General features: G+C 40.5%; 27 protein-coding genes. All 27 read right to left on the reverse strand.

The window, feature by feature from the left end; translation table 11 throughout:
* Positions 1–2: 2 nt before the first annotated feature.
* The 27 genes from CP363_RS04990 to CP363_RS05115 all read right to left on the reverse strand — a co-directional run bounded on the left by CP363_RS04990 (position 3) and on the right by CP363_RS05115 (position 23,319).
* On the reverse strand, positions 3–401 hold the full coding sequence (locus CP363_RS04990; RefSeq protein WP_143468712.1) for a hypothetical protein: 399 nt from the start codon (positions 399–401) through the stop codon (positions 3–5).
* Positions 358–552: a hypothetical protein gene (locus CP363_RS04995; RefSeq protein ID WP_098035926.1), complete on the reverse strand. Its 195-nt coding sequence runs from the start codon at positions 550–552 to the stop codon at positions 358–360. Before CP363_RS04995 ends, CP363_RS04990 begins: the two co-directional genes overlap by 44 nt.
* Positions 552–1,127, reverse strand: a complete 576-nt coding sequence (locus CP363_RS05000) for a hypothetical protein (RefSeq protein WP_098035927.1) — start codon at positions 1,125–1,127, stop codon at positions 552–554. Before CP363_RS05000 ends, CP363_RS04995 begins: the two co-directional genes overlap by 1 nt.
* Before the next feature lie 129 nt (positions 1,128–1,256).
* Positions 1,257–2,126, reverse strand: coding sequence for a hypothetical protein (locus CP363_RS05005; protein ID WP_098035928.1), 870 nt, complete (start codon positions 2,124–2,126; stop codon positions 1,257–1,259).
* Positions 2,126–3,322 carry a hypothetical protein gene (locus tag CP363_RS05010; RefSeq protein WP_098035929.1) on the reverse strand — a complete coding sequence of 399 codons (1,197 nt, stop codon included), beginning with the start codon at positions 3,320–3,322 and terminating at the stop codon, positions 2,126–2,128. Before CP363_RS05010 ends, CP363_RS05005 begins: the two co-directional genes overlap by 1 nt.
* Positions 3,323–3,371: 49 nt before the next feature.
* Entirely contained in the window at positions 3,372–4,133 is a 762-nt protein-coding gene (locus CP363_RS05015; RefSeq protein ID WP_098035930.1) for a hypothetical protein, read from the reverse strand.
* The gene (locus tag CP363_RS05020) at positions 4,123–5,304 is read right to left on the reverse strand and encodes a baseplate J/gp47 family protein (RefSeq protein WP_098035931.1); all 1,182 of its coding nucleotides are present in this window, start codon (positions 5,302–5,304) and stop codon (positions 4,123–4,125) included. The genes CP363_RS05015 and CP363_RS05020 overlap by 11 nt, the downstream gene beginning before the upstream one ends.
* Entirely contained in the window at positions 5,294–5,662 is a 369-nt protein-coding gene (locus CP363_RS05025) for a DUF2634 domain-containing protein (protein WP_098035932.1), read from the reverse strand. The genes CP363_RS05020 and CP363_RS05025 overlap by 11 nt, the downstream gene beginning before the upstream one ends.
* Positions 5,655–6,149 (reverse strand): hypothetical protein, encoded by a 495-nt coding sequence (locus tag CP363_RS05030; protein ID WP_098035933.1) that lies wholly within the window; start codon positions 6,147–6,149, stop codon positions 5,655–5,657. Before CP363_RS05030 ends, CP363_RS05025 begins: the two co-directional genes overlap by 8 nt.
* A gap of 4 nt (positions 6,150–6,153) precedes the next feature.
* Positions 6,154–7,227 carry a hypothetical protein gene (locus tag CP363_RS05035; protein WP_098035934.1) on the reverse strand — a complete coding sequence of 358 codons (1,074 nt, stop codon included), beginning with the start codon at positions 7,225–7,227 and terminating at the stop codon, positions 6,154–6,156.
* Entirely contained in the window at positions 7,227–7,637 is a 411-nt protein-coding gene (locus CP363_RS05040; protein ID WP_098035935.1) for a hypothetical protein, read from the reverse strand. Before CP363_RS05040 ends, CP363_RS05035 begins: the two co-directional genes overlap by 1 nt.
* Positions 7,638–7,645: 8 nt before the next feature.
* A complete protein-coding gene (locus tag CP363_RS05045) occupies positions 7,646–8,590 on the reverse strand; it encodes a LysM peptidoglycan-binding domain-containing protein (protein ID WP_233187133.1) in 945 nt (314 codons plus the stop codon).
* Positions 8,591–8,601: 11 nt separating this feature from the next.
* Positions 8,602–13,746 (reverse strand): phage tail tape measure protein, encoded by a 5,145-nt coding sequence (locus CP363_RS05050; protein ID WP_098035936.1) that lies wholly within the window; start codon positions 13,744–13,746, stop codon positions 8,602–8,604.
* Positions 13,747–13,807: 61 nt separating this feature from the next.
* On the reverse strand, positions 13,808–13,978 hold the full coding sequence (locus CP363_RS10725; protein WP_158227359.1) for a hypothetical protein: 171 nt from the start codon (positions 13,976–13,978) through the stop codon (positions 13,808–13,810).
* Positions 13,979–14,033: 55 nt separating this feature from the next.
* Positions 14,034–14,402 (reverse strand): hypothetical protein, encoded by a 369-nt coding sequence (locus tag CP363_RS05055; RefSeq protein WP_098035937.1) that lies wholly within the window; start codon positions 14,400–14,402, stop codon positions 14,034–14,036.
* Positions 14,403–14,454: 52 nt separating this feature from the next.
* A complete protein-coding gene (locus CP363_RS05060) occupies positions 14,455–14,886 on the reverse strand; it encodes a hypothetical protein (RefSeq protein WP_098035938.1) in 432 nt (143 codons plus the stop codon).
* 13 nt (positions 14,887–14,899) lie between these two features.
* On the reverse strand, positions 14,900–16,030 hold the full coding sequence (locus CP363_RS05065; RefSeq protein ID WP_098035939.1) for a DUF3383 family protein: 1,131 nt from the start codon (positions 16,028–16,030) through the stop codon (positions 14,900–14,902).
* Entirely contained in the window at positions 16,030–16,548 is a 519-nt protein-coding gene (locus CP363_RS05070) for a hypothetical protein (RefSeq protein ID WP_233187134.1), read from the reverse strand. The genes CP363_RS05065 and CP363_RS05070 overlap by 1 nt, the downstream gene beginning before the upstream one ends.
* Positions 16,502–16,966: a hypothetical protein gene (locus CP363_RS05075; RefSeq protein WP_098035941.1), complete on the reverse strand. Its 465-nt coding sequence runs from the start codon at positions 16,964–16,966 to the stop codon at positions 16,502–16,504. The genes CP363_RS05070 and CP363_RS05075 overlap by 47 nt, the downstream gene beginning before the upstream one ends.
* Before the next feature lie 26 nt (positions 16,967–16,992).
* Entirely contained in the window at positions 16,993–17,589 is a 597-nt protein-coding gene (locus tag CP363_RS05080; RefSeq protein ID WP_098035942.1) for a hypothetical protein, read from the reverse strand.
* Entirely contained in the window at positions 17,589–17,966 is a 378-nt protein-coding gene (locus CP363_RS05085; protein ID WP_098035943.1) for a DUF4054 domain-containing protein, read from the reverse strand. Before CP363_RS05085 ends, CP363_RS05080 begins: the two co-directional genes overlap by 1 nt.
* 14 nt (positions 17,967–17,980) lie before the next feature.
* Positions 17,981–19,039 carry a major capsid family protein gene (locus CP363_RS05090; RefSeq protein WP_098035944.1) on the reverse strand — a complete coding sequence of 353 codons (1,059 nt, stop codon included), beginning with the start codon at positions 19,037–19,039 and terminating at the stop codon, positions 17,981–17,983.
* 8 nt (positions 19,040–19,047) lie between these two features.
* Positions 19,048–19,539 (reverse strand): hypothetical protein, encoded by a 492-nt coding sequence (locus tag CP363_RS05095; protein ID WP_098035945.1) that lies wholly within the window; start codon positions 19,537–19,539, stop codon positions 19,048–19,050.
* A gap of 1 nt (position 19,540) precedes the next feature.
* A complete protein-coding gene (locus CP363_RS05100) occupies positions 19,541–20,740 on the reverse strand; it encodes a DUF2213 domain-containing protein (RefSeq protein WP_098035946.1) in 1,200 nt (399 codons plus the stop codon).
* A 2-nt stretch (positions 20,741–20,742) separates the two neighbouring features.
* The gene (locus CP363_RS05105; RefSeq protein WP_110540368.1) at positions 20,743–21,063 is read right to left on the reverse strand and encodes a LysM peptidoglycan-binding domain-containing protein; all 321 of its coding nucleotides are present in this window, start codon (positions 21,061–21,063) and stop codon (positions 20,743–20,745) included.
* A 44-nt stretch (positions 21,064–21,107) separates the two neighbouring features.
* A complete protein-coding gene (locus tag CP363_RS05110; RefSeq protein WP_098035947.1) occupies positions 21,108–21,911 on the reverse strand; it encodes a phage minor head protein in 804 nt (267 codons plus the stop codon).
* Positions 21,895–23,319 carry an anti-CBASS protein Acb1 family protein gene (locus CP363_RS05115; protein WP_233187135.1) on the reverse strand — a complete coding sequence of 475 codons (1,425 nt, stop codon included), beginning with the start codon at positions 23,317–23,319 and terminating at the stop codon, positions 21,895–21,897. The genes CP363_RS05110 and CP363_RS05115 overlap by 17 nt, the downstream gene beginning before the upstream one ends.
* Positions 23,320–23,322: the final 3 nt, after the last annotated feature.

Below are 23,322 nucleotides of genomic sequence, written 5' to 3' on the forward strand. Positions count from 1 at the left end.
TCCTAGCGTTTACATCTATGTCGTGCCGTCCAGCTTGTTATTGCTAAAACAGTTAAATCACTTGCTAATACTGGTCCATAATCATCTAAGAAATACCAGTGTTCAAACTCTAATAAACACAAAATAGTAATTAATCCTGCAATGAAGCTGATTAATACCCCTGTTATGTGTTCGTTGTTATAACTTGAAAGAATATAACCAATCATAAGAACACCAGCCACAATTAAAGCCCACTGCAAAACCGGGCTGTTCATAAGCCCGCGCAATTCTGGTGGAAAGTAAAATTGTGGATATTTCTTAGTCATTAAAGCTGCACCCTTTAAAATTGCATACAGCCCTAAAATTGCATACAAGCCATTAAGCTTGAGGCGCAACGCTAACTTGGTTATCAGTTGCTTCATAAGCTTCGCCCACGATCTTTTGATAATCTTCTGTCTTGAGTTGACCACTCTTAACTAAACCTTGAAAGTAAGCTTTGCCAAAACCTTCAAGCTTCATTTCATAGTCAAGAATCCACATTTGAACAAACATATCGTAAATACTAGTAGTCATTAGTTATTACCTCCATTAGTGTTATCAGTTGTCTTGTCATCAGTAGTTGGTTGAGTTGGCACAGCCGGTGTAGTTACCTTACCGCTTGCAAGTTGAAGCATTAAGTGTTGCATTGATGAAAGCAACTTATTTTGATCAGCTTGACCTTCGCTCAATTCCTTTACAGCCTTAGTCAAAGCAAGATTTTGAGCAGTGCCAACTTGTTGATCGTTTTGCAAAGTCTTAACAGCCTGCGTAATTTCTGGCAAGCTAGTAGAGCCGCTCTTTGAGTACCACTTCTTGCCTACCCAATCGTAAATTGGATTAATAATTGATGGATCTGGTGCTTCTGCAATATATGGGTATTTGCCAACTTGATCTCTGCGCACAAGTTCACGCTTGCAGTCAACCTCACGATCAGAACGATAAGCATATACGAAGTTACTTAAAAGATCTTGCACCATTTCTGCTTGATCTGCTGATAAATCAAGCTTTACGCTGTCTGGAACAGCAGGAGCTACTGGAGTCACTGGTGTAGTTTGGTTATCAGTAACTGGTGCATCTTGCTTAACATCTTGGTTAATATCGTTATTCATAATTTCTCCTTTTCTTTTGCAATAAAAAAGAACACCTTTCAGCGCTCAAATAAATCTATATATAAAGCTTTCATTTTGTGCCTGCTTTCTATCGGCAAAGCGACCATAAATGGTCGCTGGATTTAAAGATTAACCGATGAGGAAGAAAGCCCGAACACCATGCCAAGAGTCCGAAGCACCGCCCCAGTTAGCGCCGCCATCGGTGCCGGCAAGAGCAAACCCCGAAGCAGAACGGATATCTCTCAACCAGAATGGCCAATCTCTGTGGTTAGTAATTTCATCTGGGTCTAAGCGGAATAATGGTAATTGTGTATCATCGTCACCGGTGTTGTACCATGAACCGTTTTTATTATTTCCGTTTAATGTAGTACCGTAGATCATCACTTCGTTAGGAATACCAAGTTTAGCATCGCGCCATTCTGCTTGATCTGGTGCGCCATTATCATCAACATGTGTAGAAACAACTTCTCTAAAGTTTAATAAGTGATTACCAAAATCCGCTTCAAGTTTCTTTTGAATAGATGGCATGATAGTCTTGTAAAGTTTAGTACCTGCAAAACCGCCAGCCGTAGTGTCAGTGTCATTCATGTAGTGAGTATCTTTACCGTTACTTCTTAATACGGTGCCGTCTTCTGACTTAGAGAATCTGTCTGGCATTAAGAGCAAGTGATTACCGAGTTGCATGTTATCGCCGTGTAAGTGTTTTGTGTTAATGCCTGCAATTACGTAGTTTGAACCGTTAATTTGGAAGTAGTCACCAATGAACATGTCATGGAATGAACCATTTTGAATGTTGGCAATATGTGTAGCATTAAGCGCACCTAAGTTTTGACCACGAAATACGTTGTTATGAGTTGGCGCGCCGTCTGGCACTAAACTGTAAAATGCGTCTCTTAATCTAGTTTTTGATTCAGAACCGTCATTAAAAGTCATTAAAAAATCGTTGTTAGTATCTGGTTTCAAGTTTTCGTTAAAGTCTTGGATTCTTACGTTTGCCATTATTTAGTCTCCTTCTTTGAATCTTCTAACGCAGATAATCGGTTTTTAAGATCGATTATTACCTGCTGATTACCTAAGTTATCAAGCCAAGCACAGATAATTCCGATCGCTTGACTTAGTTGTTGGTAGTTTTGTTTGATTGCGTCGCCTGTTGCCTTTGCGTTTGCATAAGCATTGGCATTTGTCAAAGTTGCATCATTTACGATGAACTGGCGTGCAGCCTTAAATTGTTGACTTGCATGACCGCTTAGACCGCTCCAATCATGACCAAGCAAGTGAATCGTTTGAGTATTTGCTTCTAATTCAGAAGCTCGATTTTGCAATACTGCAATCTTGTTGTCTTGGTCTCTGTTAGCGTCAGCATTAGCAATAATACCGTTTTTAAGGTCTTGCGCATTCTGCTTTGTATCAAACTTGCTATACAAATCTTGATTAAGCTGTTCAAGACTGCGGTCGATATTGTTAAGCCGTTGCCCTGTTGCGTTTGCATCTGCTGGCTTGCCTTGCTGTGATAGCGTTCTATCAGTATCAATTAAAAGCTTCTTAAATGAGATCGCCTTGCCGTCATGGTCAAATAGTTGTTGTCCTTGACTATTACGCATAGGCAATTCAATATAACCAGCAGAAATTGTATCTTCAATTTGTGTCTGCCACGCGTTAAGCTCTGCCCTTGTAACATAACTAATATCGTTGACAGTCATTGAAATATTCGCAGCATTACTGATTGTCATATCAAGCGCTGCAGAAATTACTTGTGTAGACAAACCGTCTGGACTACCAGCAGCTAGCACTTCACTTTCGTTAGTTGTTGGTGAGACAGCAATTAATTTTTCTGGTCCTTTTACTGTTTGACCATTGCCATTTTTAGTATCAATGCGCGCGTACCAGCCGATAGCTCTAAAAACGATGTCCTGCGCTTGGTTTTTGTTATCAAAGTTAGCAATTACTTCAAAATGATTGCCTGTAACTGGCGTAATTTGTAATTTTCCATCTTTCAGATCATCTGATAAATTGCTAAATCCTGCGATAATTTCGTTATCAAGCGGATTTCCGTTGCTATCGTTCATAGTTTGGCTTGTAAGAATAGCACGCGTGTAGACTAAAGTACCAACGCCGTTGCCAACTTGTAGGAAAGTCTGACGACCGCTATTTGTTAAAATACTTGATCGCAATTTATTTTTATATCCGTCTGCCATTTTTACTCCTTTCTTTTGCAAAATAAAAAAGCACTAAAAAGCGCTTGAATTAATTTATTGCCGTTGACCAAACAGAACTAGAAATATATCTTTCAGCCATTCCAACATAATAATCTGGTGTAGTTTTAGCATTCCAACCGCTCCACCAAATTGTTGTTTTAGCTTTCCAAATTGATGTATCACTCATTCTGCCTATAATGCCTGCAAAAGGTTTTTCTTCTGTTTTTGCTTTCCAGCCAGTCCACCAAACAGTATTGGCAGACCAAATTGAAGTGCTACTGATCTGACCACCAACTCCAATGTATAGTGGCAGTGGTGTAGAGGTGCGAAAAATAATTTCATCAATCCAGTAGCCCATAGCCAGAAGTCGTTGAATATTTTCAACGATAAATTTCTGCATCTGCACTGTTTTGACATAGTCAAATGGTATTTCCATACCAATATGTCTTACCCCTGTTTTATAAACTTTTAATTTATCCGTAGGAGCATCAAGTGCAGTACTCATAATCTTAATTATTGATGGAATCGTACCTTGTGCATGTGACATCAAGATGTTGATAAAGATGATAAATCTAAAAGTTTCATCATCGTCACTGATTCGGTAGGCTTTGTAATCTTGTCCGATTAAATTTAGTGTTGTACCTTCCGCATTTTTTAGTTCAGTCCAATCTTCAATCTTTTTGCCATTGTCATCAATTTTGCCAAGATATTGGTTAAAGATGTCAATAAGATTGTAAAAGACCGTATCATGGCGCTTGTTCCAGTGATCTGCCGCTTCTGCAATCAGTTGGTCAGTTGTCTCATAAACCAATCAAATCAACCTCCACATCGTCAAGATCACAATGAGCAAACTCTGAACGATCTACAGCAATATCCGCACTGCCTAAATTAGTCCTATCACTGCCAATCGTGATAACAGCATCGTTAACACCATTAACGTCATAAGTAACAGGATAAAGTCGTGTTAGATACAGCTTTTGCCCCAGCTCCAATGAATTAATTTCATCACAGATTGCTTCTTTGACATCATCAATCCAGTTGTCACTATTCCAAGCGTCATTAATATTGACTTGTACTTTCACATAAATTCGATGTTGCTTAGCATGATCAAATTTAACTTCTTTGATGTCGCCAGCCGCATCTTTAGCAGAATATGCAAGTGATCCAGCTAGATTAATACCAGCCGCACCATGATCAATTAAGCATTGAGCAATGTCTTGATCATTGCCGCCTAGTACATACACATGCACCGAACATGGTGGATTGCCGTATTCATCAGGAACAAATTTACTATTATCAATGAATCCAACTTGTTTAACGCCTGATAGATTCATCAAAGCAGATTTAATTCCTAGCTCTGTTGGACCTGGTCTTGCCGCGTTTTCCATGATTAGACGTTTCCTGAATGTTTCATCGTTTTCATAATCTTGACCACCACCAGCAGGCTGTGGATTAGTTACAGAAATGATGTCTTCATCAGGATTAGAGACAATCGTGATTGTATTAGCATCAACGTTTCCAATTTCACCTTTTTCTTCACACTGTACATTACCAGTGCCTTGAAAAGTGCCGTCATTTTGCTTAGTTGTAAGCACATCATCAACAAGGTCAAAGATAAAACCGTCCTCGGTTTCAAACTTTTCACCTTTTTGGATTAGGTATTCATCACTTGTAGTAATTACAATCTGCACACGTGCAGGAGCGTCAACTTTGCGCCATAAACCAACGTTAGCGGCTAGGCGATCAAGAGATGAATCGAAAGCAGTTGAGTAGAATCTTGAATAATAGATCATTTCTTGCTGTTGTGTTTGATCATAAACAGCGTCAGCCATTAATCTAGCGATAACACCAAGATTGGCATTACTTGTAAGAGCTGTTTTATCACCAAATCTTGTGCGAAAATCATCCTCAACACTATCAAGAAACTCTTCATAAGTCGGTGCTATGTATCCTGTTTTCTTTAATCCCCAATCAATTGTCAACTTCTATCCCTCCTTCCACTTCACCAACATTAGCAGTTGCCCTGAAAGTAATTTTTAGCTTTCTATTAGGTAACTTTTCAAAATTAATTTCATCAACGGTCTCAACCTCTGGGACTTTAGCTTCAATAACAGCTCGCATGTCACCTGCGGCGGCTTGTTTATCAAGGTGCTTGCCCAAAAAATTGGTATAATCAGCCCCCATTTCAGGGTCAAGCCGTTCCATTTCACCATATCTGATCTCTAGTGTGGCTTGAATACGTTGTGCAATTTCATCAAGCCCGTTTGTTATTTCAAGATCATGCGTAATTGGATCAATTACGAAGTCATGATTTTCACCAAGCTTAATATCATTAGCCATCTACAGCATCACCGCCCAATACTCCGATGATTACAGCGTCATTAATATCATGTGTGCGATTAGAGGCTGGCGTAAACTCGTCAGCATTCCTGCCGCCTTTCCAATTGTCCATGTCACGATCCAACACAAGCACCGTGACAAGTACTCCTTTTCGCATTAGCTTCTTTTTAGGCAAGTGCTTAACAAGATTTGTTTTAGAGTGTTCAGGCAAGCTAGAATTTGAATCAATTGCTGAAAAATCTGGCTTAAGTCTTTCAAGAATTTCATCAACGATATAACAGTTTTCTGCAACAGGCACATCCAGCAATTGTGCTTTTTTTGTGCCGTCTGAAAAGTTAAATAGCGGCTGAATGTCAGCTACATGTCTTTTCTTGTCATAACTGATAACCCTAGCAGGAAAACCAACATCAATATTTGTATAAATATTGTTTAGCAATTTCAGCAACGCTTCATACCAGTTCTTGTTCTTTTGATTTGCTGACCGCATATAATCACCTCTTTATCTTTACCAAAGAAACTTGAGTTTTAGGACTTTCACCGTCAAACGTGTGTGAGCCACCTTTGCAATAGAACTTACCTTTTAAGTATTTTGAGTTCATGATGATCCCTGTATTTGTTGTTACATCAGGAATGAGCGGTGTGACGATTTCCCACGTTACAGCGCCTTTTTTATCGTCACTTGCCTCATTTTCTGCAGGAACTTGCATCAAGTCTTTATCATCAATCTTGTACCATGTATGTTTTGGTGCATTAGGATTAACGATGACTAGCTTGCCTCTTTCATAAGTCATCTCAGACTTAGCCTTTTTAGCCCAATATTTTAAAAGCGTTAGTGGCTTGCCTTTGGCTGTATATGACTTTTTAATTGTGTAATCTTTAGTCAAGTCAAGCCTGTCAATCTTAATGCCAGCTTGTGCGGCAACACTTTGGATAATCTTTTTATAGCTAGTTCCTTTGCGAAAAGTCATATTAGCAAAGTAAGCCTTTTGGGCGCGTGTTTTGACGCGTTTCTTTTTAGTTTTAGGCTTGACCCAGACCTTTTTCTTTTGCCAGTGGTGTACTACACGCTTCTGCCCTTTCTTTGGACCGCGCTTGTAAGTTTCAATAAACGGGACACTCACTCTTTTTTCTTCAAAGTGACCTTTTTCAGTCACCGTGATTGTTTTGTAGTGATTGACCTTTTTTGTTTTCTTAATCCGCATAGCTCTAGCTTTTACATTGCTGTAGTTAGTGCCTTCGGTAAAAGTAATAGTCGTTTGATCAGTAACACCGTCACTGCTGAATTTAATGTGACCATTGATAAAACCTTCTGCGATTTTTTTCGGCTCTTTTCCCCAATTAAAATCGACCCAGCAGTGCATCCCCTTCTTATAAAATGCTTTATGCTTTTTTGTCAGGTTCATCAAAACTACTGTATTAGTTTGAGGGACAGCCTGATCACTAAAAGGGCACTCAAAAGTAAAAGGATAGTTATGTTCATAAGTTTCATCGTTATAAACAACTTGCTTGTGTCCCTTGTCATCTTCTGCAACAAAACGCATGTGAGGGTCTCTAGTGATAATCATTAGTAGGACACCTCTTCATCTGTTAAGTCATCATCAGTTTCATTAGGGTCATAGCCAAGTGGCTTGCGTGACGGGTCTTCTGTTTCTGATCCATTTGGATCAACAACGTCAAGATACATCTGAACTTCATAACCCAAACTGCCCTTGCCAGCATCTTTTGCATGACCTGTTTCATCCATGGTTCTAATGTCGATTCTTGGCAATTCTGGATCAGGAATATCAATACCAACTAATTGACCTAATAAAAGAGGCTCCTGCGATAGGAGTCTCTTTTGATCATGCCAAATTGTTACGGTGTAAAAGTCCGCTACTTCGTTATAGTCAATTCTAAAAGTGTAAACTTCACCAGCTAACGGTATTTCAAAGATGTCAGGCATATTGTCGACATCTACGGGAATATAATTTCTCATTCAATCACCTACCTAACCCTTATCTTTGTTTTTGGATAAATCAGATTAGGATTTTTGATGTTATTGACTTTAGCAATCCATTTTACTGACTTGCCATATTTTTGAGATAGTGCCCACAAGGTATCACCACTCTTAACCGTGATAGCTGTGTACTTCTTATTTCTGTTTCCTGCTACAGACTTCGATGACTTAGACGATTTTCTGTGATGATGACTGTCATTAGAAGTCGTGATCTCAGCTTCATAAACAAACTGGAATGTTATTGATACTTCAATATTGTCCCTCAAGTTCTTGTAGCTGTTTGACATGTTAGCGATTAGATAGTGCTTGTAATAGAAGTCGCCTTTATAACTCAACCTATAGTGGTTGTTGTTCCAACTGCTAAGCATCTGCCATTTACGATATGCGTCAGCTTTATCTTTACCAACGATAATACCAGCAACGGTAGCGCCCTTACTGCTTACTCTTGAATAGTCACTATAGGGAGCGCCTTTGTCGACTGGATAAGACGTAATATTTGATGAAACATTTTCATCTTCACCGTCAGCAGGCGAGATGTAAATTATATCTCCTTTGCCGTCTGATCTAAAAATGGCCGCCTTACCTTCGTTTTTCCAGCCAACAGCATGATCAGCAATCTGGTTAAGTTTATTGCTTACATCAGCCTTCTGCTTAACTATCCTGTCATATCTGCTTTTAGCGCTTTTATAATTTTTCTTAGCTCGGTTTTTGCGCTTTTTAGCCGCATCAACCAGCTTCAAGCAATTATTGCGCTTACGAATCAAAGATTCTTTCTTTTTGCCTTTAGCTTTATGAGAGTTAAAGTCATAAGATTGTGCCTTAGAAAAGGCTTTGATGTATGTAGCACTTTCATGCTTGCGCTGTTTGTCCCAGTACTTCATATCGTCATAGGCTTTTTGTTCAGCCGTTCTCTTTTTAGTTTTAGTCGTCAAAGTCTCACCTCCTAATAGTAACTTTCATCTACACCGCCATCGTTAGCGATGTGTTCAAATAATACATCAAGTTTTTGGTCAACTTGATCACCAATCATTTGAGCTAATCTTCTAAGACTTGCTTCTTTACCTTCAACATTGCCATTTACGTTAATGTTAATCGTAATGGGGTGTGAACCAACTTCACGCTTAACTGGACTAACTACAGGCTTGTGAATTGTTGCGGCTCTTAGCTTGCTCTTAGTCTCCTCGTGAGTATCAACCTTAACTGGACCATCAGCGGTTATTAATTCGGGACCATGTTCGCCAGCTATAAATGGTGTATGTGCTTTAGGACGACCACCCTTTGCAAAACCAAGAACCTTGCGAACTTCCATAGCACCTTTGACGTGTTGGGCATTGTAACCGCCACGTTCCCATTGTGCTGAGAACATGTTGGCTAGACTTGCAACACTACCATGACCTTCTAGGACACGACGCAAGATAGCACTGTCTGAGCCTTCACCTCTTACGGCAAATTCCAACTGTACAGCCGGATTTGTCCAGCTCTTGCCTTTACGTCTCGCAAATGCCATTAAGTTAGTCTTACGACCACCTAGCCATTGACCTAAACCAGAAGCACCACCGCTAGAGTTAACAGCACTGGGATTTAAACCACCAGATTCAAAATTCCAGTTACCTAAGATAGCAGCAATACCATTCTTGGTTGCTCGTGGATCGAGTTTCTTCAATCCGCCAGCCAATGCCTTTGCACGTTCTTTTAAGTCACCGACAATGCTGAATGAACCAAGTGAGCCGAAATCATCGCCCAGCTGTTCCTTGATCCATTTGATAGCAGAACTACCCAACTCACGTTTAGCAAGTGCTATAAGTCTTTTATCTGCCTTAGCAGTTTTCTTGGACTGAGTGGCATTGTGCAAACCTCTTACACGGTAATAACCGTAGCCCATGCCTTTATCATCAGCGATTCTTGAAACGTGCGCTCTCGGTTCAGTTTCGTTGAACATCGTACCTGTCTTTGGATTTTTAATGATACCCACGTGCCCTGCGGCACCTGTACCATGACCAAAGATGACCAAGTCGCCAGGCAGTGTCTTAGATAATGACTTACCTAGATATTGCACGCCACTAGATTCCTGCATTGCTACAGTCGTACGACCGATGTTAATACCAAAATGACGCAAGGCTTGCATGACCATACCTGAACAGTCAGACAACTTCTTTGAAGCCGCAGCCATTTGATATGGAACGCCGCTAAACGTTGACTCCGCATATTTCAGGAATGCTTCACGGGTACCGCCTTTACCGTCAGCACCACCAATAGCGTTGTTAATGACAGTCCACATTGCAGTTGACCATGGATTTCCATAGTGCGTTGATGAGTTCTTAGCGAGTGCGATTGCGCCCTTCCTAAAGTCAGCTCCTGCAGATTTGATGTTACTTGTGTACATATCTGCAAAGCTTTTAGCAGGGTTAGCACCAGCTTTTTCAGCAATTTTTCTCAATGCACTATGACTTACCCCTGATCCTTTCGCAAAGTGAGTTAAGCCAATTGATTGTGCCAGCTCTTGTGTTTGAGAGCCGTTAAGAACAGCGTCACCTTTTTCAAGTCCGACAATCTGATTTCTGTGACGTGGGAATAAAATCTCACCACTGTTTTTGACGATAGCTTCCTGAACTGGTCCAGTAGTTGCATCGTTAACCATAGCTACAGTATTTTGAGTTAAGCGACCATTTGAACCACGTGCGAACTTAACAGGCTTAATAACTTGAGTGTTACCACCAAATTGACCAAGAACTTGATCAATGCCCTTGATACCAGAGTTAACTTCATCAATCGTGCCATTCATTGCTGAATGAGCGTACTTGGTCATGTGATTTAGCTCTTTACCAAAACCTTTAGAAGTCGTAGAGGCAAGATCAACAACATGACTGTGCAATGATGTCATTTGTTTGGTGACACCTTTGCTCATATCGCTGTATTTGTTTATTGCCCCTTTTCGGCTCTTCTCAGCTTGTTTAGTCGTAGTGCTTGTTATATTACGCCAGCTAGAATTATTCTTTCTGGTCAGCTCATTAAGCGACTTCGTGGACTTGTCTTTGATCTGCTTGTAGTCATCAGTAACTTTCTTAGTTGTTTTGCCAAGCGTAGTGTTACCTGTAGCATATCCCTTAAGAATTAATCCAGTGCCTAGACCGCCACTCATGACTTTACGAGTATCACGGGCGTTAAGGATCTTTTCGCCTGCTTGGATATGAGTGATTTGTGGACCTCTTGCACCAAGTAATCTCGCTCTATTTGAGTAAGGCTTGTAAGCAAGTTCTGGACCAGCTTCGCCAACTAAAGAAGCAGTACCGTTAGCATGTGCGCCTAAATGAGTTGATTTGTTAATGTCAGCAATAGTCGTTGCATGTGATTTACCTGCATGATGCTTGCCGCCTTGACCGTTTTGCATATTGGCAACTTGCTTATTAGCACTACCAACACTAGTTGAGTTTTCGTGGTGACTAGATACTTTACTGTCATGACCAGTAACAAAGTCCCAAACATTTTTAGCAGTACTAATAATTCCACCAAAGATGTCTTGTGTAACTTTATTAAGCGTATCAATCCAGCCAGTCATCATCTTAACTGCGCCTTTGACGATACCCTTGGCATCGCCCCAGACCTTGATCCAACGACCATGGAAGACATCAGACACAAGCTTGACAGTATTCTTAACAACGCCAACAATTCCCTTGAATATCTTGGTTAAGCCTTTAATAACGTCAATTGCTACCCTGATTCCAGTCTTAAAGATAGTAGTAACTTGCTTAATTCCAAATCGCGCAGTTGCAACTATTGATGATTTAAAGAAATTAGATAAATTGCGTTTGAACGCTCTAAAATCTTTGTTTCTGTTAAGATCACGCCATGCTTTACCAACTGTCCGATTAAGCGAATTAAATTCTTTGCCAACAGTACCAAGAGAACTATGAACAGTGCGCCCCAATGGACGTAGAGCTTGCTTAATACTCCAAACAGCTTGATTGAAGCTCTTACCAATTGCCTTGCCGAACTTAGTCTTGCTAAATTGCTTAGCCATTTTACCAGCCCAGCCACCAGCAACTTGACCAAGCATAGTACCGACTGCCGCACCAGCAGGACCACCGAGCCAAAGTCCGATACCCCCACCGATTGCTGAACCAATACTTTTGCCGTAGTTTTTAAACTTAGCGGTTGAGTTTTTAGCAGTTATCGCCTTGTAGAGATCAACGCCAGAAGTTGCGGCAATACCGACACCAGCTAAGGCAGTAGCACCTTTGCCAGCCGTGCCGCCTAACATTTTAGTGGCTTTTTGCCCTATTCCTGTTTTTGCAAACTTACCGCCAATAGCATTAGTTTTTGCAAAGTTAAGTGCCGATCCAATTAATGATCTGTTTGCGCCACCTGTTGCACCTTTGGCAGTACCCTGAATAGCAGATTTGCCGCCAATTCCCAAAAGGTTACCAGCTAATCTCTTTGCTACAGTTGCAGTGCTTAATGCACCAGTGATAGCAGTAATGTAACCAAGAGTGCGTTTAACAGGCTGAGGCCAACCCCTAACAGCTTCAAGAACTTTGTTAACAAGTTTAAGCATGTTAGCAAGTCCAGGCGCTATCTGTTTAGCAAAAGACATCCCAACATCATTAAATAGCTGTTTCGTCTTCTCTAACTGATTTTGTAGAGAGTTCATGTTGCTATTAGATAATTTGGTTATGTAGTTTGTACTGTTAGCCCTGTTAGCCGCCTTAACATTATTAGCAACGTCTTGATAGTTCTTAGTTAGGATAGAAGCATCATTAAATCCAGTTTGACCAAAGATCTGTTTAAAGTCGCTTTGTACACGGTCAGACTTCTTACCACGTGTAGCGTTATGCAAGATTCTAAAAACATCAGGCAACTGCTTCATATTTCCATTCTTTGTAAAGAAATCACCAGCAGTTAAGCCTAAATCATGCAAAGCGGCTGACTTGGTCTTACTCTTGGAAGCGCCTAATAAGCTTGAAACAATTTGACGTACACCAGTACCAGCTTGTGTACCTTCTTCGCCAAAGTTTGACAAAGTACCCAAAACAGCAAGTGATGATGATAAAGATTGACCAGTTGAGTGAAGAATTGATCCTGACATCTTAAAGGAGTTACCAAAACCACCTTCACCACCAACTGATCCAGAAGTAACATCGCCAACATAAGCGGCTTTGTTTAATACTTGTCTGGTGTAGTCAGCCATCTTTTTCTTGCTTGTACCAGCTTTTTTCTTATAGCCAAATTGTTCCAGCATTGGTGCGGCGGCGGCAACTATGTCGTTATAACTTTCATTAGTTGCTTTAGCGGCTTGAACAAAGTACTTGTGCGCGGCTAAATCTTGTTGTCCAGAATAACCTCGCCTGAGTAATTGCTCAGAGCCTTTAGCTAAATCATTTTGATCAACACCATACTTGATTGATAAAGCTCTGTTTTCTCTCTGAATAGCGGCTGTATTACGTCTTGCAGTTTTAGCACTGTCACCGCCTGTTTCCTGTAAGTTTTTGATGACATTGTATTCATCAGCCAACTTAATAGCTTCATCATTTGCCTTTTTAAAAGCCGCCGCAACAGGAACCATTGATGCGGCTATCATCGTGCTAATGTTTACCAGCTTAGATCCAGCTTCGTGAAGCTTGCCAAAGCCTGTGGCGGTTCTTTCACTGGATTCTCTGGTTTTATCCATAGATGCACCAGCTTTTTCAGCCGCACCTTTAGCAGTATTAAAGCTTTGCGATGCTTCTTTTGCAGTATCGCCAGCTCTTTTCATGCTTGGTGAAAACTGATTCATAGCGTCACGATACTTGTTAATGCTGATAACGTTTTTACTTGTAGCACTATCAACACGTCTGCTTGCTGATTCACCAGCTGTAGCAAAACCATTAAACTTGTTTTTTAAATCGCTAACTGATTTTGCTGTATTGTCAGCTGACGCTTTGATCTTGTTCAAGTCAGTTGACAAGCCAGTTGGGACTTTTAACCGATTAAGTCTTTTTTCAAGAACACCTAGGTTAGAAATAAACTTTTTGGTTGTCTCATTAGCTTTAGTCAATGAATCATAATCAATATTTGTGTTAATTCCTATGCCTAGATGCTCGATGTCTGCCATATAGTTACCTCCTTTCTAGTGCAAAATAAAAAGCCATCAATTACTTGATAGGCTTCACCTCTTAACTTTCATCTTGATTACTGCTTCCACCAAACAGCTCCCCAATATGGTTAGCATTAATGATTGCTTGCTGATCCATGTCACGAGTAACAATTTTCAGCATAATCATTAGTTGATCTGGCGTTGCATGTTTTACTAATTTTTCAGGGACACCGTGCATTACTAAGCGCAATGGAATCTCTGAATAATCAGCTTGTTTTTCTAGTTGTTGATCATCTAAATTAACATTAGAGTTTTTCAGTAAGAAAATTCAAAACTGCGTTGGCGGCTTCATAAAGACCCTCATGCTGATTCCACCATTTAAGAGATTCAATATGTGGAGCGATCACAACGTCTTTCAATGATTCCTTAAGCAATTCTGGAAGGTTTGGTTGTCCAAACGGATTTCTTGAATCTTCAATCAAAGTTGAAGCTCTTTCAACACCTGGAAATTGCAATTCAAGCGTGTATTCCTGATCAGTGCCTTTTCTAATTGTCACGGTCTTGGTCTTGCCTTCTAATGATTCGATCTTGCTAGATTCAGCTTGCTTCTTAATTCTCACTTGTTCGTCATGTTGTTCTTGTGCCAATTTGGCATTATTAATTTTTTCAGTCATCTTAAATCTCCTTTGATAAGAATTTCATGATAGGTCTTTTTGCAACCGTCAACTATTCGTCATAGTCGATAACTGCAGTTTCTTCGTAGTTAATCAATTTAATATTCCAGCTACGATCACTAGCTACTTTTTGTCCTTCCAAGTTTGCACGCTTAGTAATAAACGCATAAGTTGTTGAGACATGAGCAGTTGAAGTAATTAAATCCACTGGGAACACTGTGTCTTCATTGAAGTATTTCAATAAAAGTGCGTTGGATGGTGAAGTTTCATCCAATGGAACAGTCATAGTACCACTTGTGCTATTGTTACGTGACTTAGTTGGCGTACCTTGTGGATCAATCTTCAAACTCGCAGAATCTTGGTCATCTTGGATAGTGAACATACTGTTTTCTGAAAATCCTTGGATCAAATGGCCATTAATCATCAATGTTGACTCACGAGCGTCATATTCATGAAGTTTTCCAATTCTAATTCTTGAAGGCATTTAATTCTCCTTTCTAAGCCGCCAAAACGGTGTCTGAATCAACAGTGCCGTTAACAGTAATGGTGTGGATAGCGCTTGAAGCGTGATATTCAAAGCTTGCACCATCATAAAATCTTTCTGACAAGTGTTTTTGTGACTGTTGTTCACGTGGCGTAGTAGTAACAGTAAACATCGCACGACCTGTCGCATCGTCAGTCATGATGATTCCCATTTCGTAAGCTTTATTCATGACTTCCGTTAATACAGCACCGATCATTGCAATACCCTTACTTTCATAAGGAATTTTGCCGTTTTCTTGAAGCATCTTTTCAAGTTTTGCCTGTGCGGTTGTTTGAACCCAAAGCACACCATGAAGCAAGTCAATGTATTCACCAGATAAGGTTGTACCTTCTGATGTTTGACCCCTGCCCATTGTTTCTTCATAAGCGATGGCATGAACTTGATTAATACCTGCAAGTTCTTGTGTAGTTAAGTTTTGAGCAGTAATGCCAACTAAGTTCTTAAACTTCCAAGTAACCGCTCCGACTGGACGCGTAGCAATTGCACCAACAAAAGCGGCATCCATTGGTTCATCTAAGTCGTGACTAAGACCAATAGTGTAGTTTTGACCGTTGAATTGCGTGTATTGGGAAATGTTCTCTGTTTGAAGTACTAAGAAGTGATCCTTGTTGACTTCAAAGATGCTTGATAAGTTGACGGCTGAATCGTCAATAGTGTTGTCTACACAAATAGCGAAAGTCCAGTTAAAGTACCAGAATGCCTTGAGAGCCTCATATGCCTTACTCTTGTCATAATCCAAGACAGCAATGCGGTCAGAGTGATTACTTTGTGCAAAGTATGCTGATGCTTTCTTGTAGACTGGTGTGCCTTCTTTGTAATCGACAGCTACAGCGTCAAGATTCCTGTATTCACGATAAATAGCACCAGTAGTCTTGTCAGTTTTTCTCAACAAGATGCCGTTCAAAATGTCAGTGCTGTTCAAAGTGTCTGACAAAGTGCCTCCTGCTTTTGGATCTGCAGAAGTGGCATTCAAAAGTAGAATATTGCCCAAGTCCTTGACAGGTTGTGGGCGTAAAACAGTCATCACGACATTAACGTCCATAGGATGGTCATATGGTGCGACTGAATTGATGGTTGTTGCCATTATTTGTCCTCCTTACTAGTTTTAATGGATGTTCCATTCATTGTGTTCATTGCCTTAATTGATTCAATGATTGATTCATTAAATACAAAGTTAAGGTCTTCTGGTTTATAAATAGTTCCAAGATCATATAAAGAAAACGAACACTCAAACCAATAGTCACTGATTACGGCTCCGTAACCATAACTAGGCTTGGCGTTCGTCCCCGATACGCTATGTGGAATTATGTGTGCCTGCTTAAAATATCTGCGATAACCATAGCTCCATTTTAGAGCTTTGTGCAGGCTGGTTATCATTTCTAAAGCTTGATATTGATCAGTAGCTTGCACATCAATTTGAAGAGTGACTTCCATTTCGCCCATGTCGTCCATTGTTGTGTTGCTACCTGCATCAATCCAGCTATATGTAACGAAAGGATACTTGTCGCGCAATCCTGCATTATATTGAGGATATACGTTACAGTGAAGCAGTTGATTAACCACCTGGATAAGGATGTAGATCACTAGGTAGTGATCCTTCATTGGTGGCATCTGCGATTGGATTTGTTTGATCTTGATCTACCCCCTTTAGTTGATACTCAAAGAAATGTGGCTCAGTATAGCCGTCATATGATGATCTGCTAGTCACTTTGTAAAATCCGCCTTGCGTTGGTGAGTAAACTACAGTGCCAATTGGATATTTACCAAGTGAAAGCCAAAGTAAATCGCCTTGCACTTCCCCGCCGCCATTAAGCTGACCGAAGAGTTGTGCAAGGTGACTAGACATTGGCAGTATTGGCTCATGCAATTTGTCAGCATCAGCTTTGTCAAGCGAATCATAATCGTCAAAAACGGTTTCTCCGCCTAGATATTCTTGTTTTGCAAAATTGCTTGCTGTCCAAACCCAGAGATCAACACCAAATTTGTTAATTAATCTTTGAGGGCGCATTTTAAAGCTCATAGTTTCCTACTTTCTATAGCCTACTATTACACGTGCAGTATTTTATAAGTGACTTTTCTTTGCAGTTCGCCAGTGTCAACCAATGGATTATCAGACCCTTTACGTTCAATCGTGACTGGTCTGTTTGCTGGGTGCTTCAAGCGAATTGAAGCCTTAGCGATGTCAGCCGTACAAACTAAGCCAAGTCGATTGAGTAGCTGTTCGCCTGTCAATCTACCAAGAAATATCTGCGTTAATCCGTGTCTTACTAGCTTGGTGTACTTAGCTTTGTTGTTCATGTAAGCCTGTCTGATAAATGGACGGGCTGGTATCTGAACCAACTTTGACAAGTAAAAATAAGCTACTAGTTTACCGTTGTTATTAACGCACGCTACTCTATGACCTTTAGGAATAAACAAGCCTTGAATATCCTTAGGACCTTTGCCACGTGGACATTCCTTAGTTGGAATCCAAAGCCATTTTCCATTCTTTGGCTTAATCGTTGCACCAAATTCATTAGCACCAACAATGGTTAGCAATCTGCTTTCATGCTCTCCAAAATAACCAATAGCGACTTGATGCTTGTTTAAGTAGTCAAGTTCTTTTGTTATTTCAGGGATATGATTGTATCCTTCGATTTTCATTAGTGTTGAATCACCACAAAGCTTGTGTCAAGTCTGGCAAATTCTTTCAAGAGCTTTAAATAGAGCTGTCCCCACGGTGAACGGCTGTACCAGTCAAGACGACCAGTGTTAGCATAGTGAGTTTCCAAAACGTCTACTTTTTCAGATACAACACCACTGCCAGCAGTACCGCTTCTAGTTGAGATTAAGTGAAGTGCCATGTATCTAGTTGCTAGAGTTAAAACAGGCACATCGTCAAATTCAACATCCTTAGGGAACTTATCAGTTAAAGCAATCAAATGAGCGTTGTTTATGTAAGTTTGAAGCTGTTGGTCAGTCAAGTCTTCTGTTGCATCGCTATCTAGCTGTTTGATTTCTTCAATCTCTGAATCTGCCATGTGATTTCACCTCACTAATTGCTCTTCTTTGCACTTTCAGCCTTAGCGTCTGCCTTGCTCTTAGCCCATTTTTCAGAGCCGTCATTCAAGCCAGCAAGTTGCACGATACCAGCTGGGAACTTAACAGATAAGCCACCAGTACGTTCGATGTACATCTGCTTGTAGCTCAAACCATTGTCAGCAGAAGCGATAGCTTGACCGTAGCGGCGTGGTTCCATTGCAACTTGAATTTGTGCAACGTCAGGGGTGTCAAGATAGACAATAGCCATGTCTTTCTTGCCATCCTTGCCAGTCTTGCTGTTCCAGTATTGAGCTTCAAGTTCAGTGATTGGGCGAATACCAGCAAAGACATTTTCACCGTTGTTGCCACCACGTTGGATCATGTTCCATAAAGTTTTATCTGGATTGTATTGGTTGACCAATGGACGAGTTAACAAATCGTATTCCTTTGGTGCTAATGCAAGATAAGGCTTAACGTTGTGATAGCCTGGAAGCATTGTGATTTTAGCAGCCGCATCCATGAAATAGTTAACGATCTTGTATGCGTCAGAAAAAGCATTTTCGTTTGTTGGATCAACTACCTTTTGCAAAGTAACGCTAGGGTCATCAATAGTTTGGTATCCTGCCTTATTAGCATCAGTAGTTAAACCGTAAATTGGATGACGGTCGTCACCGTTACCGTTAAAGATCAAAGCGTCTTCCCAATTTGCTAATGCGTCATGAGTAGCAACTGCACGATCAGTTACGATGTCGAGATTTCTGCCGCCAGTGTTTGCACGTTCAAGATCAGCTTGTGAATATTCAAATGCAGCTGTTCTTTCAGCGATGTAACCAATTTCATTGTGATAGCTAACATCAGTTACAGTGATATCAGTTGCACGATCAGCATAACCAGATGATTGACCCATGATTTCTTTCCATGACCATTCGTAAGTCAAAGCCCATGGATCAGATAAGGTATTAATCTTAAACATCTTTCTACCTTGTAAATCTTCCTTTTTAGGTTCTAAAACCTTTGGGTCAACCACATTAAATAACTTGCTGTATGCGACCCCTGTATTAAATCCTGCCATTATTTACCTCACTTTCCTGCGCCTGATACGTCAGGCGTAGCTGTTGCAGTAGTGTTAACACTAGTTAAGTTTACATAGATAATCGCTGTACTGTCCTTGTCGCCTGCAGTTAAGAAATGACCTACAGCGGTATCGCCTGCACCTGCTGGCTTGAAAGTACCGTCAGCATTAATAGCGGCTAAGTCAAGGCGGTTAACGTCAGCAGTAATTGGTACAGAGATAGCACCTTCGGTTAAAACGCCCATGTCTTCGCCTTTGTACCAGTGATCATCTTCAATTGCGCTGTAGTCGTCACCCATTGCGTAACCACGCTTAATAGTGATTCCGAAAATAGGTGCTTTATCAGCAACTACACCTGCTTGGTCTTGAATCTTGATTGCAACACCGTAGTTAAGGTCAGTGCCAGCAGGTACATGTTCAATGTTGTAATGTTGAACAGTACCGACAGTACCAGCACCTAAAGCTTTTTCTTGGTACATGTATCCGATTGGTAAAGGCATATTATTCACCCCCTTCATATAAGTTTTGACGTGCTTCTAATGCTTTTTGATATGCTGATTCTTCTGAATCTTGTTCTGCAGTGCGACCGTAGCCAACACCACCAGCATTAGTAGTGAATAAGTTTTCATAGTAACCACGAACGTAGTCGTCACTTTCGCTGTCAAAACTGCGATCAGGGAACTTAGTCTTCAAAGCGGCTTCTTCAACTTCACGTTCACTCTTGCCAGTAAAGTCAAAACTGTCACCAACAATCTTCTTTGCCTTTTCTCTGAAAGCTAAGGTGTTATTAAGCTTGTCTTCGAAGGCATCCCCTTCAAGTTGTGACTTGAGGCTCTTGTTTTCTTCTTCTGCCGCATCAGCACGGGCACGAGCTTCATCTGCCTTCTTCTTAGCATCAGCGGCTTCTTTTTTGCTCTTGTCATTAGAGCCTTCAAGTTCCTTGATTTGTTGATTGATCTTGTCTCTTTCAGCCTTAAGTTTTTCAAGCTTGGAGTTGCTTTCATCAGCATCGCCAATAATCTTGGTTAACTTGTCAGCATCTTGTGTAGCAACACTAATGTCGCCGTATTCTTTGCTGTGAACTTTGGTAAATTCCATTTTGTTTCCTTTCTCTTCATTGGGTGTTTCATCTGTAACCTGAACAGCATCATCACTGTCAGCACTTAACCGCACTTTATGACCCGCACGCCCTTTTTCAACTACCGCAACGTGATTGATGCGGATGTTAGTTTGCTTAGCGTCATAGGCTGTACCGTCTAGTTTGCCTTTTGTGGGGTCAAGCTCCATTTCAAAGCCAATTGATAATTCTTCTTTGCCGTGTCTAATCTCATTGATTAGAGTTGGGTCCATGATTGTCATGTCATTGCGGATTGTCCCATCGTCAGCGACATGAGCATTAGTGCCCATATAGCCCTTAACGAACTTTGGATAATTGTCTTTAGTAACTAAGACGTTTTGACCGTTTGCATCTTTTGGGTGGTCGTCAGTGATAGGCTTGCCATTTGCAGAATCAACAGTTGCTTTAGACAACAGCTCTTCTGGGGTTTTAGCCTCCCTAACTATTGTGCCGTCTGGATTTCTGTATTTTCTGACACCTGTCAAAGTGATTGGAACATCGCGAACAATTAAAAATCCGTTTTGTGGATCAATCTTGAATTTATCAATATGACTTTGACCAAAATCATATCTAGCAACGCCCATAACTATGCTCCGTAAGGCACATTAATAGGCTTGTTAGGAATGTAGATAGTTTGACCCTTGTTGACCTTGAAAGTGACTTTATTAAGGTGGTTGAAGTATCTAAGTTGTTGCAATGCTACGTGATACTTCAAAGCTACGTCTAACAATGTTTCACCCTCTTGGATCACATATTGCTTAGCATCAGACCAGTCAAACATGCCTTTAGGATCTTTAGGTGCTGGCACATCAGCTGTATTAGCTGGTGCTAACTTTGGTTCATTGTTAACTGGTGGGTTGAATGTAACTGGCTTCTTGTCGTCAGTGTTAATAGTTGTATCTGCCATGTAATTTCTCCTTTCATTGCATAAAAAAAGCACTCAAATGAGTGCTAAATATCATCATCTGCTGGCAAAGCAACACATCTACAATTGATTGGCTCGCCTGGAAGCATACCGTTGTCGCCTCCGTCTGGGTCATCATATCTAAAAATCTTGCGATCTAGTTCCTGATGTTTGGGACGAACGCGACCGTCCTCCATTGACTGCCACATGTACTTTTTAAAGCCTGCTCTAGTAGCTCGATATTTATTGAGCTGTGCCAAAATACTCCCTGTTTGATCATTAGCTATCAATCTAGCATGGCTATATGTCATGCCTGTACGCTTAACAATCGTCTTTGCTAATTCTGTGACACCCTTACCGTCAGAAATTGATCTGTAAATGTCATTTCTTAGTTGCGCGATGTATTTATCACGTAGAGACGTAATATAAGACGTATTTTCTTTAATTTTTGCTCTAATAAAAGCTTCGATAGTTGGATCACTTTTGATTGCTTGCATTTCTATCGCTCTGGCTTGTGAATTTACATTGTCAAATGAAAAACTGTTAACAGACAGTACGAATTGGCTTGCTATGCTTGCGAGTTGGTTGTCACTCTTAGCATTCTTTATAGCAAGCGTCATCAAAGCGATAATGGTTGCAATTCTTTCAATCTTTTGCGGGTCATTTTTGTCATCATCGTCAGCATCAATAGATAACGCGCCGCCTGAAACGTAAGGCTTCAAATAATACTGCATGTAGTACTGTGCTACCTTTTCCCATGACAAAATAAGTCGATTCATAGCCCTAAGATAAGATTTTTCCAAGTTCATGGGGTATCTAGTCTTAGGGATTCGTCTATGTTTTCTTGCCATGGTTGCTTGCCTTCTTTATGTCTTTTTCGATTTGTTTCTTTTCTTTTTTGTAGTTATCCACATCAGTTTGTGATAATTGTGGATAATCAACTGCGCTGTCAGCTTGCAATTCAAGTGGAATAGAAGCGTCATTGCTCTTGCTTACTAAGATGTCATGAGCTTCATCAGTGCCCATAATTCCTGCGTCTGTTAAGGTCTTTAAACCATTGGCAAGATTTACAAAGTTCTTTGTCTTGGTATTAGCGTCTTGGCTAAATAATGGATTGAACTCAATGTGCCAGTCTAAGCTGTCTGGGTCTTCTGACTTACCGCCACAACTCTCTGACCACATAAGCAAGCGCACAATCCATTCAAGTTGCGGTCTAATGACTTGTTCTTGCATTGCCTTAACGGTTTCATAGTAGTTAATGACATCTTGTGACGCACCAGCTAACGTACCAGCCTGTTCACCAAGCAAAACTGATTTAGGAATACCAGTTGCAGTACTTAGTTGTTGCCAAGCAAAATCATAAAGCGACTGAATACCGCCAGCGTTAGTTGATACCTTCTTTATGTTTTCATCTAAACCGACAACAACAACTGATTCAGTACTCATACCTTCTTTCAGCATTCGCTTGTCGCGTTCTTGTTTAGCTTCACTGCCGTTAAAGTAAGCATCACTGTTAATAACTTTCAGGTTGTATTCATAAAGCATCTTGCCTAGTGAGTACTCTGCAGTGTCCAACACTTTCAACTGATCATAGCATCGCTCTAGTAGTGATGTACCAACTGCATCATCTTCAAACTTATCTAATGAGATGTGCTGGTAACGGGTGTGATCAATCTTGATGCTGTCTTTTTCTTTGCCAAATTCATCATCGCCATCTGTAAGACCGTCTAGCGTGATGTAATCCTCTTTTAAGTAGTTATCATCAGTCGGATCATTGCAGATTTGTGTTTTCTGTACGTGCTTCAAACCAAAGGCATTAACTGACTTGACTTTCAAGATGTTATCAGGATTAAGTGGCGTAGCAAGATCTGTTTGATCCTTTTCATCTACGTTAACGTTAAGATATGAGCCACCATTAACATTGCGATAAATCAGCTCTTGTGTGATCTTAGCCTGTAAGTTAAGATCATCCATACCCTTTTGATAAACCTTTTGCTTGTCTTGATCATCCATGACTAGCCGCCAGTAGTTACGCGTTGCCGCTTCTGCTTGCATAACTGCTATGCGGTGGGCTATTGCATTGGTCTTAAAAAGGTGCATCTGCCGATCATACTTGTCATATCTATCAATGTTTGACATCACAAGCTGTGGAGCAGTATCGCCGAATCTTTGTGGAGTTATTCCTTTTGATTCATAATCCATAAAGTCTGCACGCATCTGCTTTTGTGGCTTATTCTTCTTTCTGCTAAAAAGTCCCAAAAC

The organism is Lactobacillus sp. UMNPBX12, assembly GCF_002553955.1.
GTDB classification, from domain to species: domain Bacteria; phylum Bacillota; class Bacilli; order Lactobacillales; family Lactobacillaceae; genus Lactobacillus; species Lactobacillus crispatus.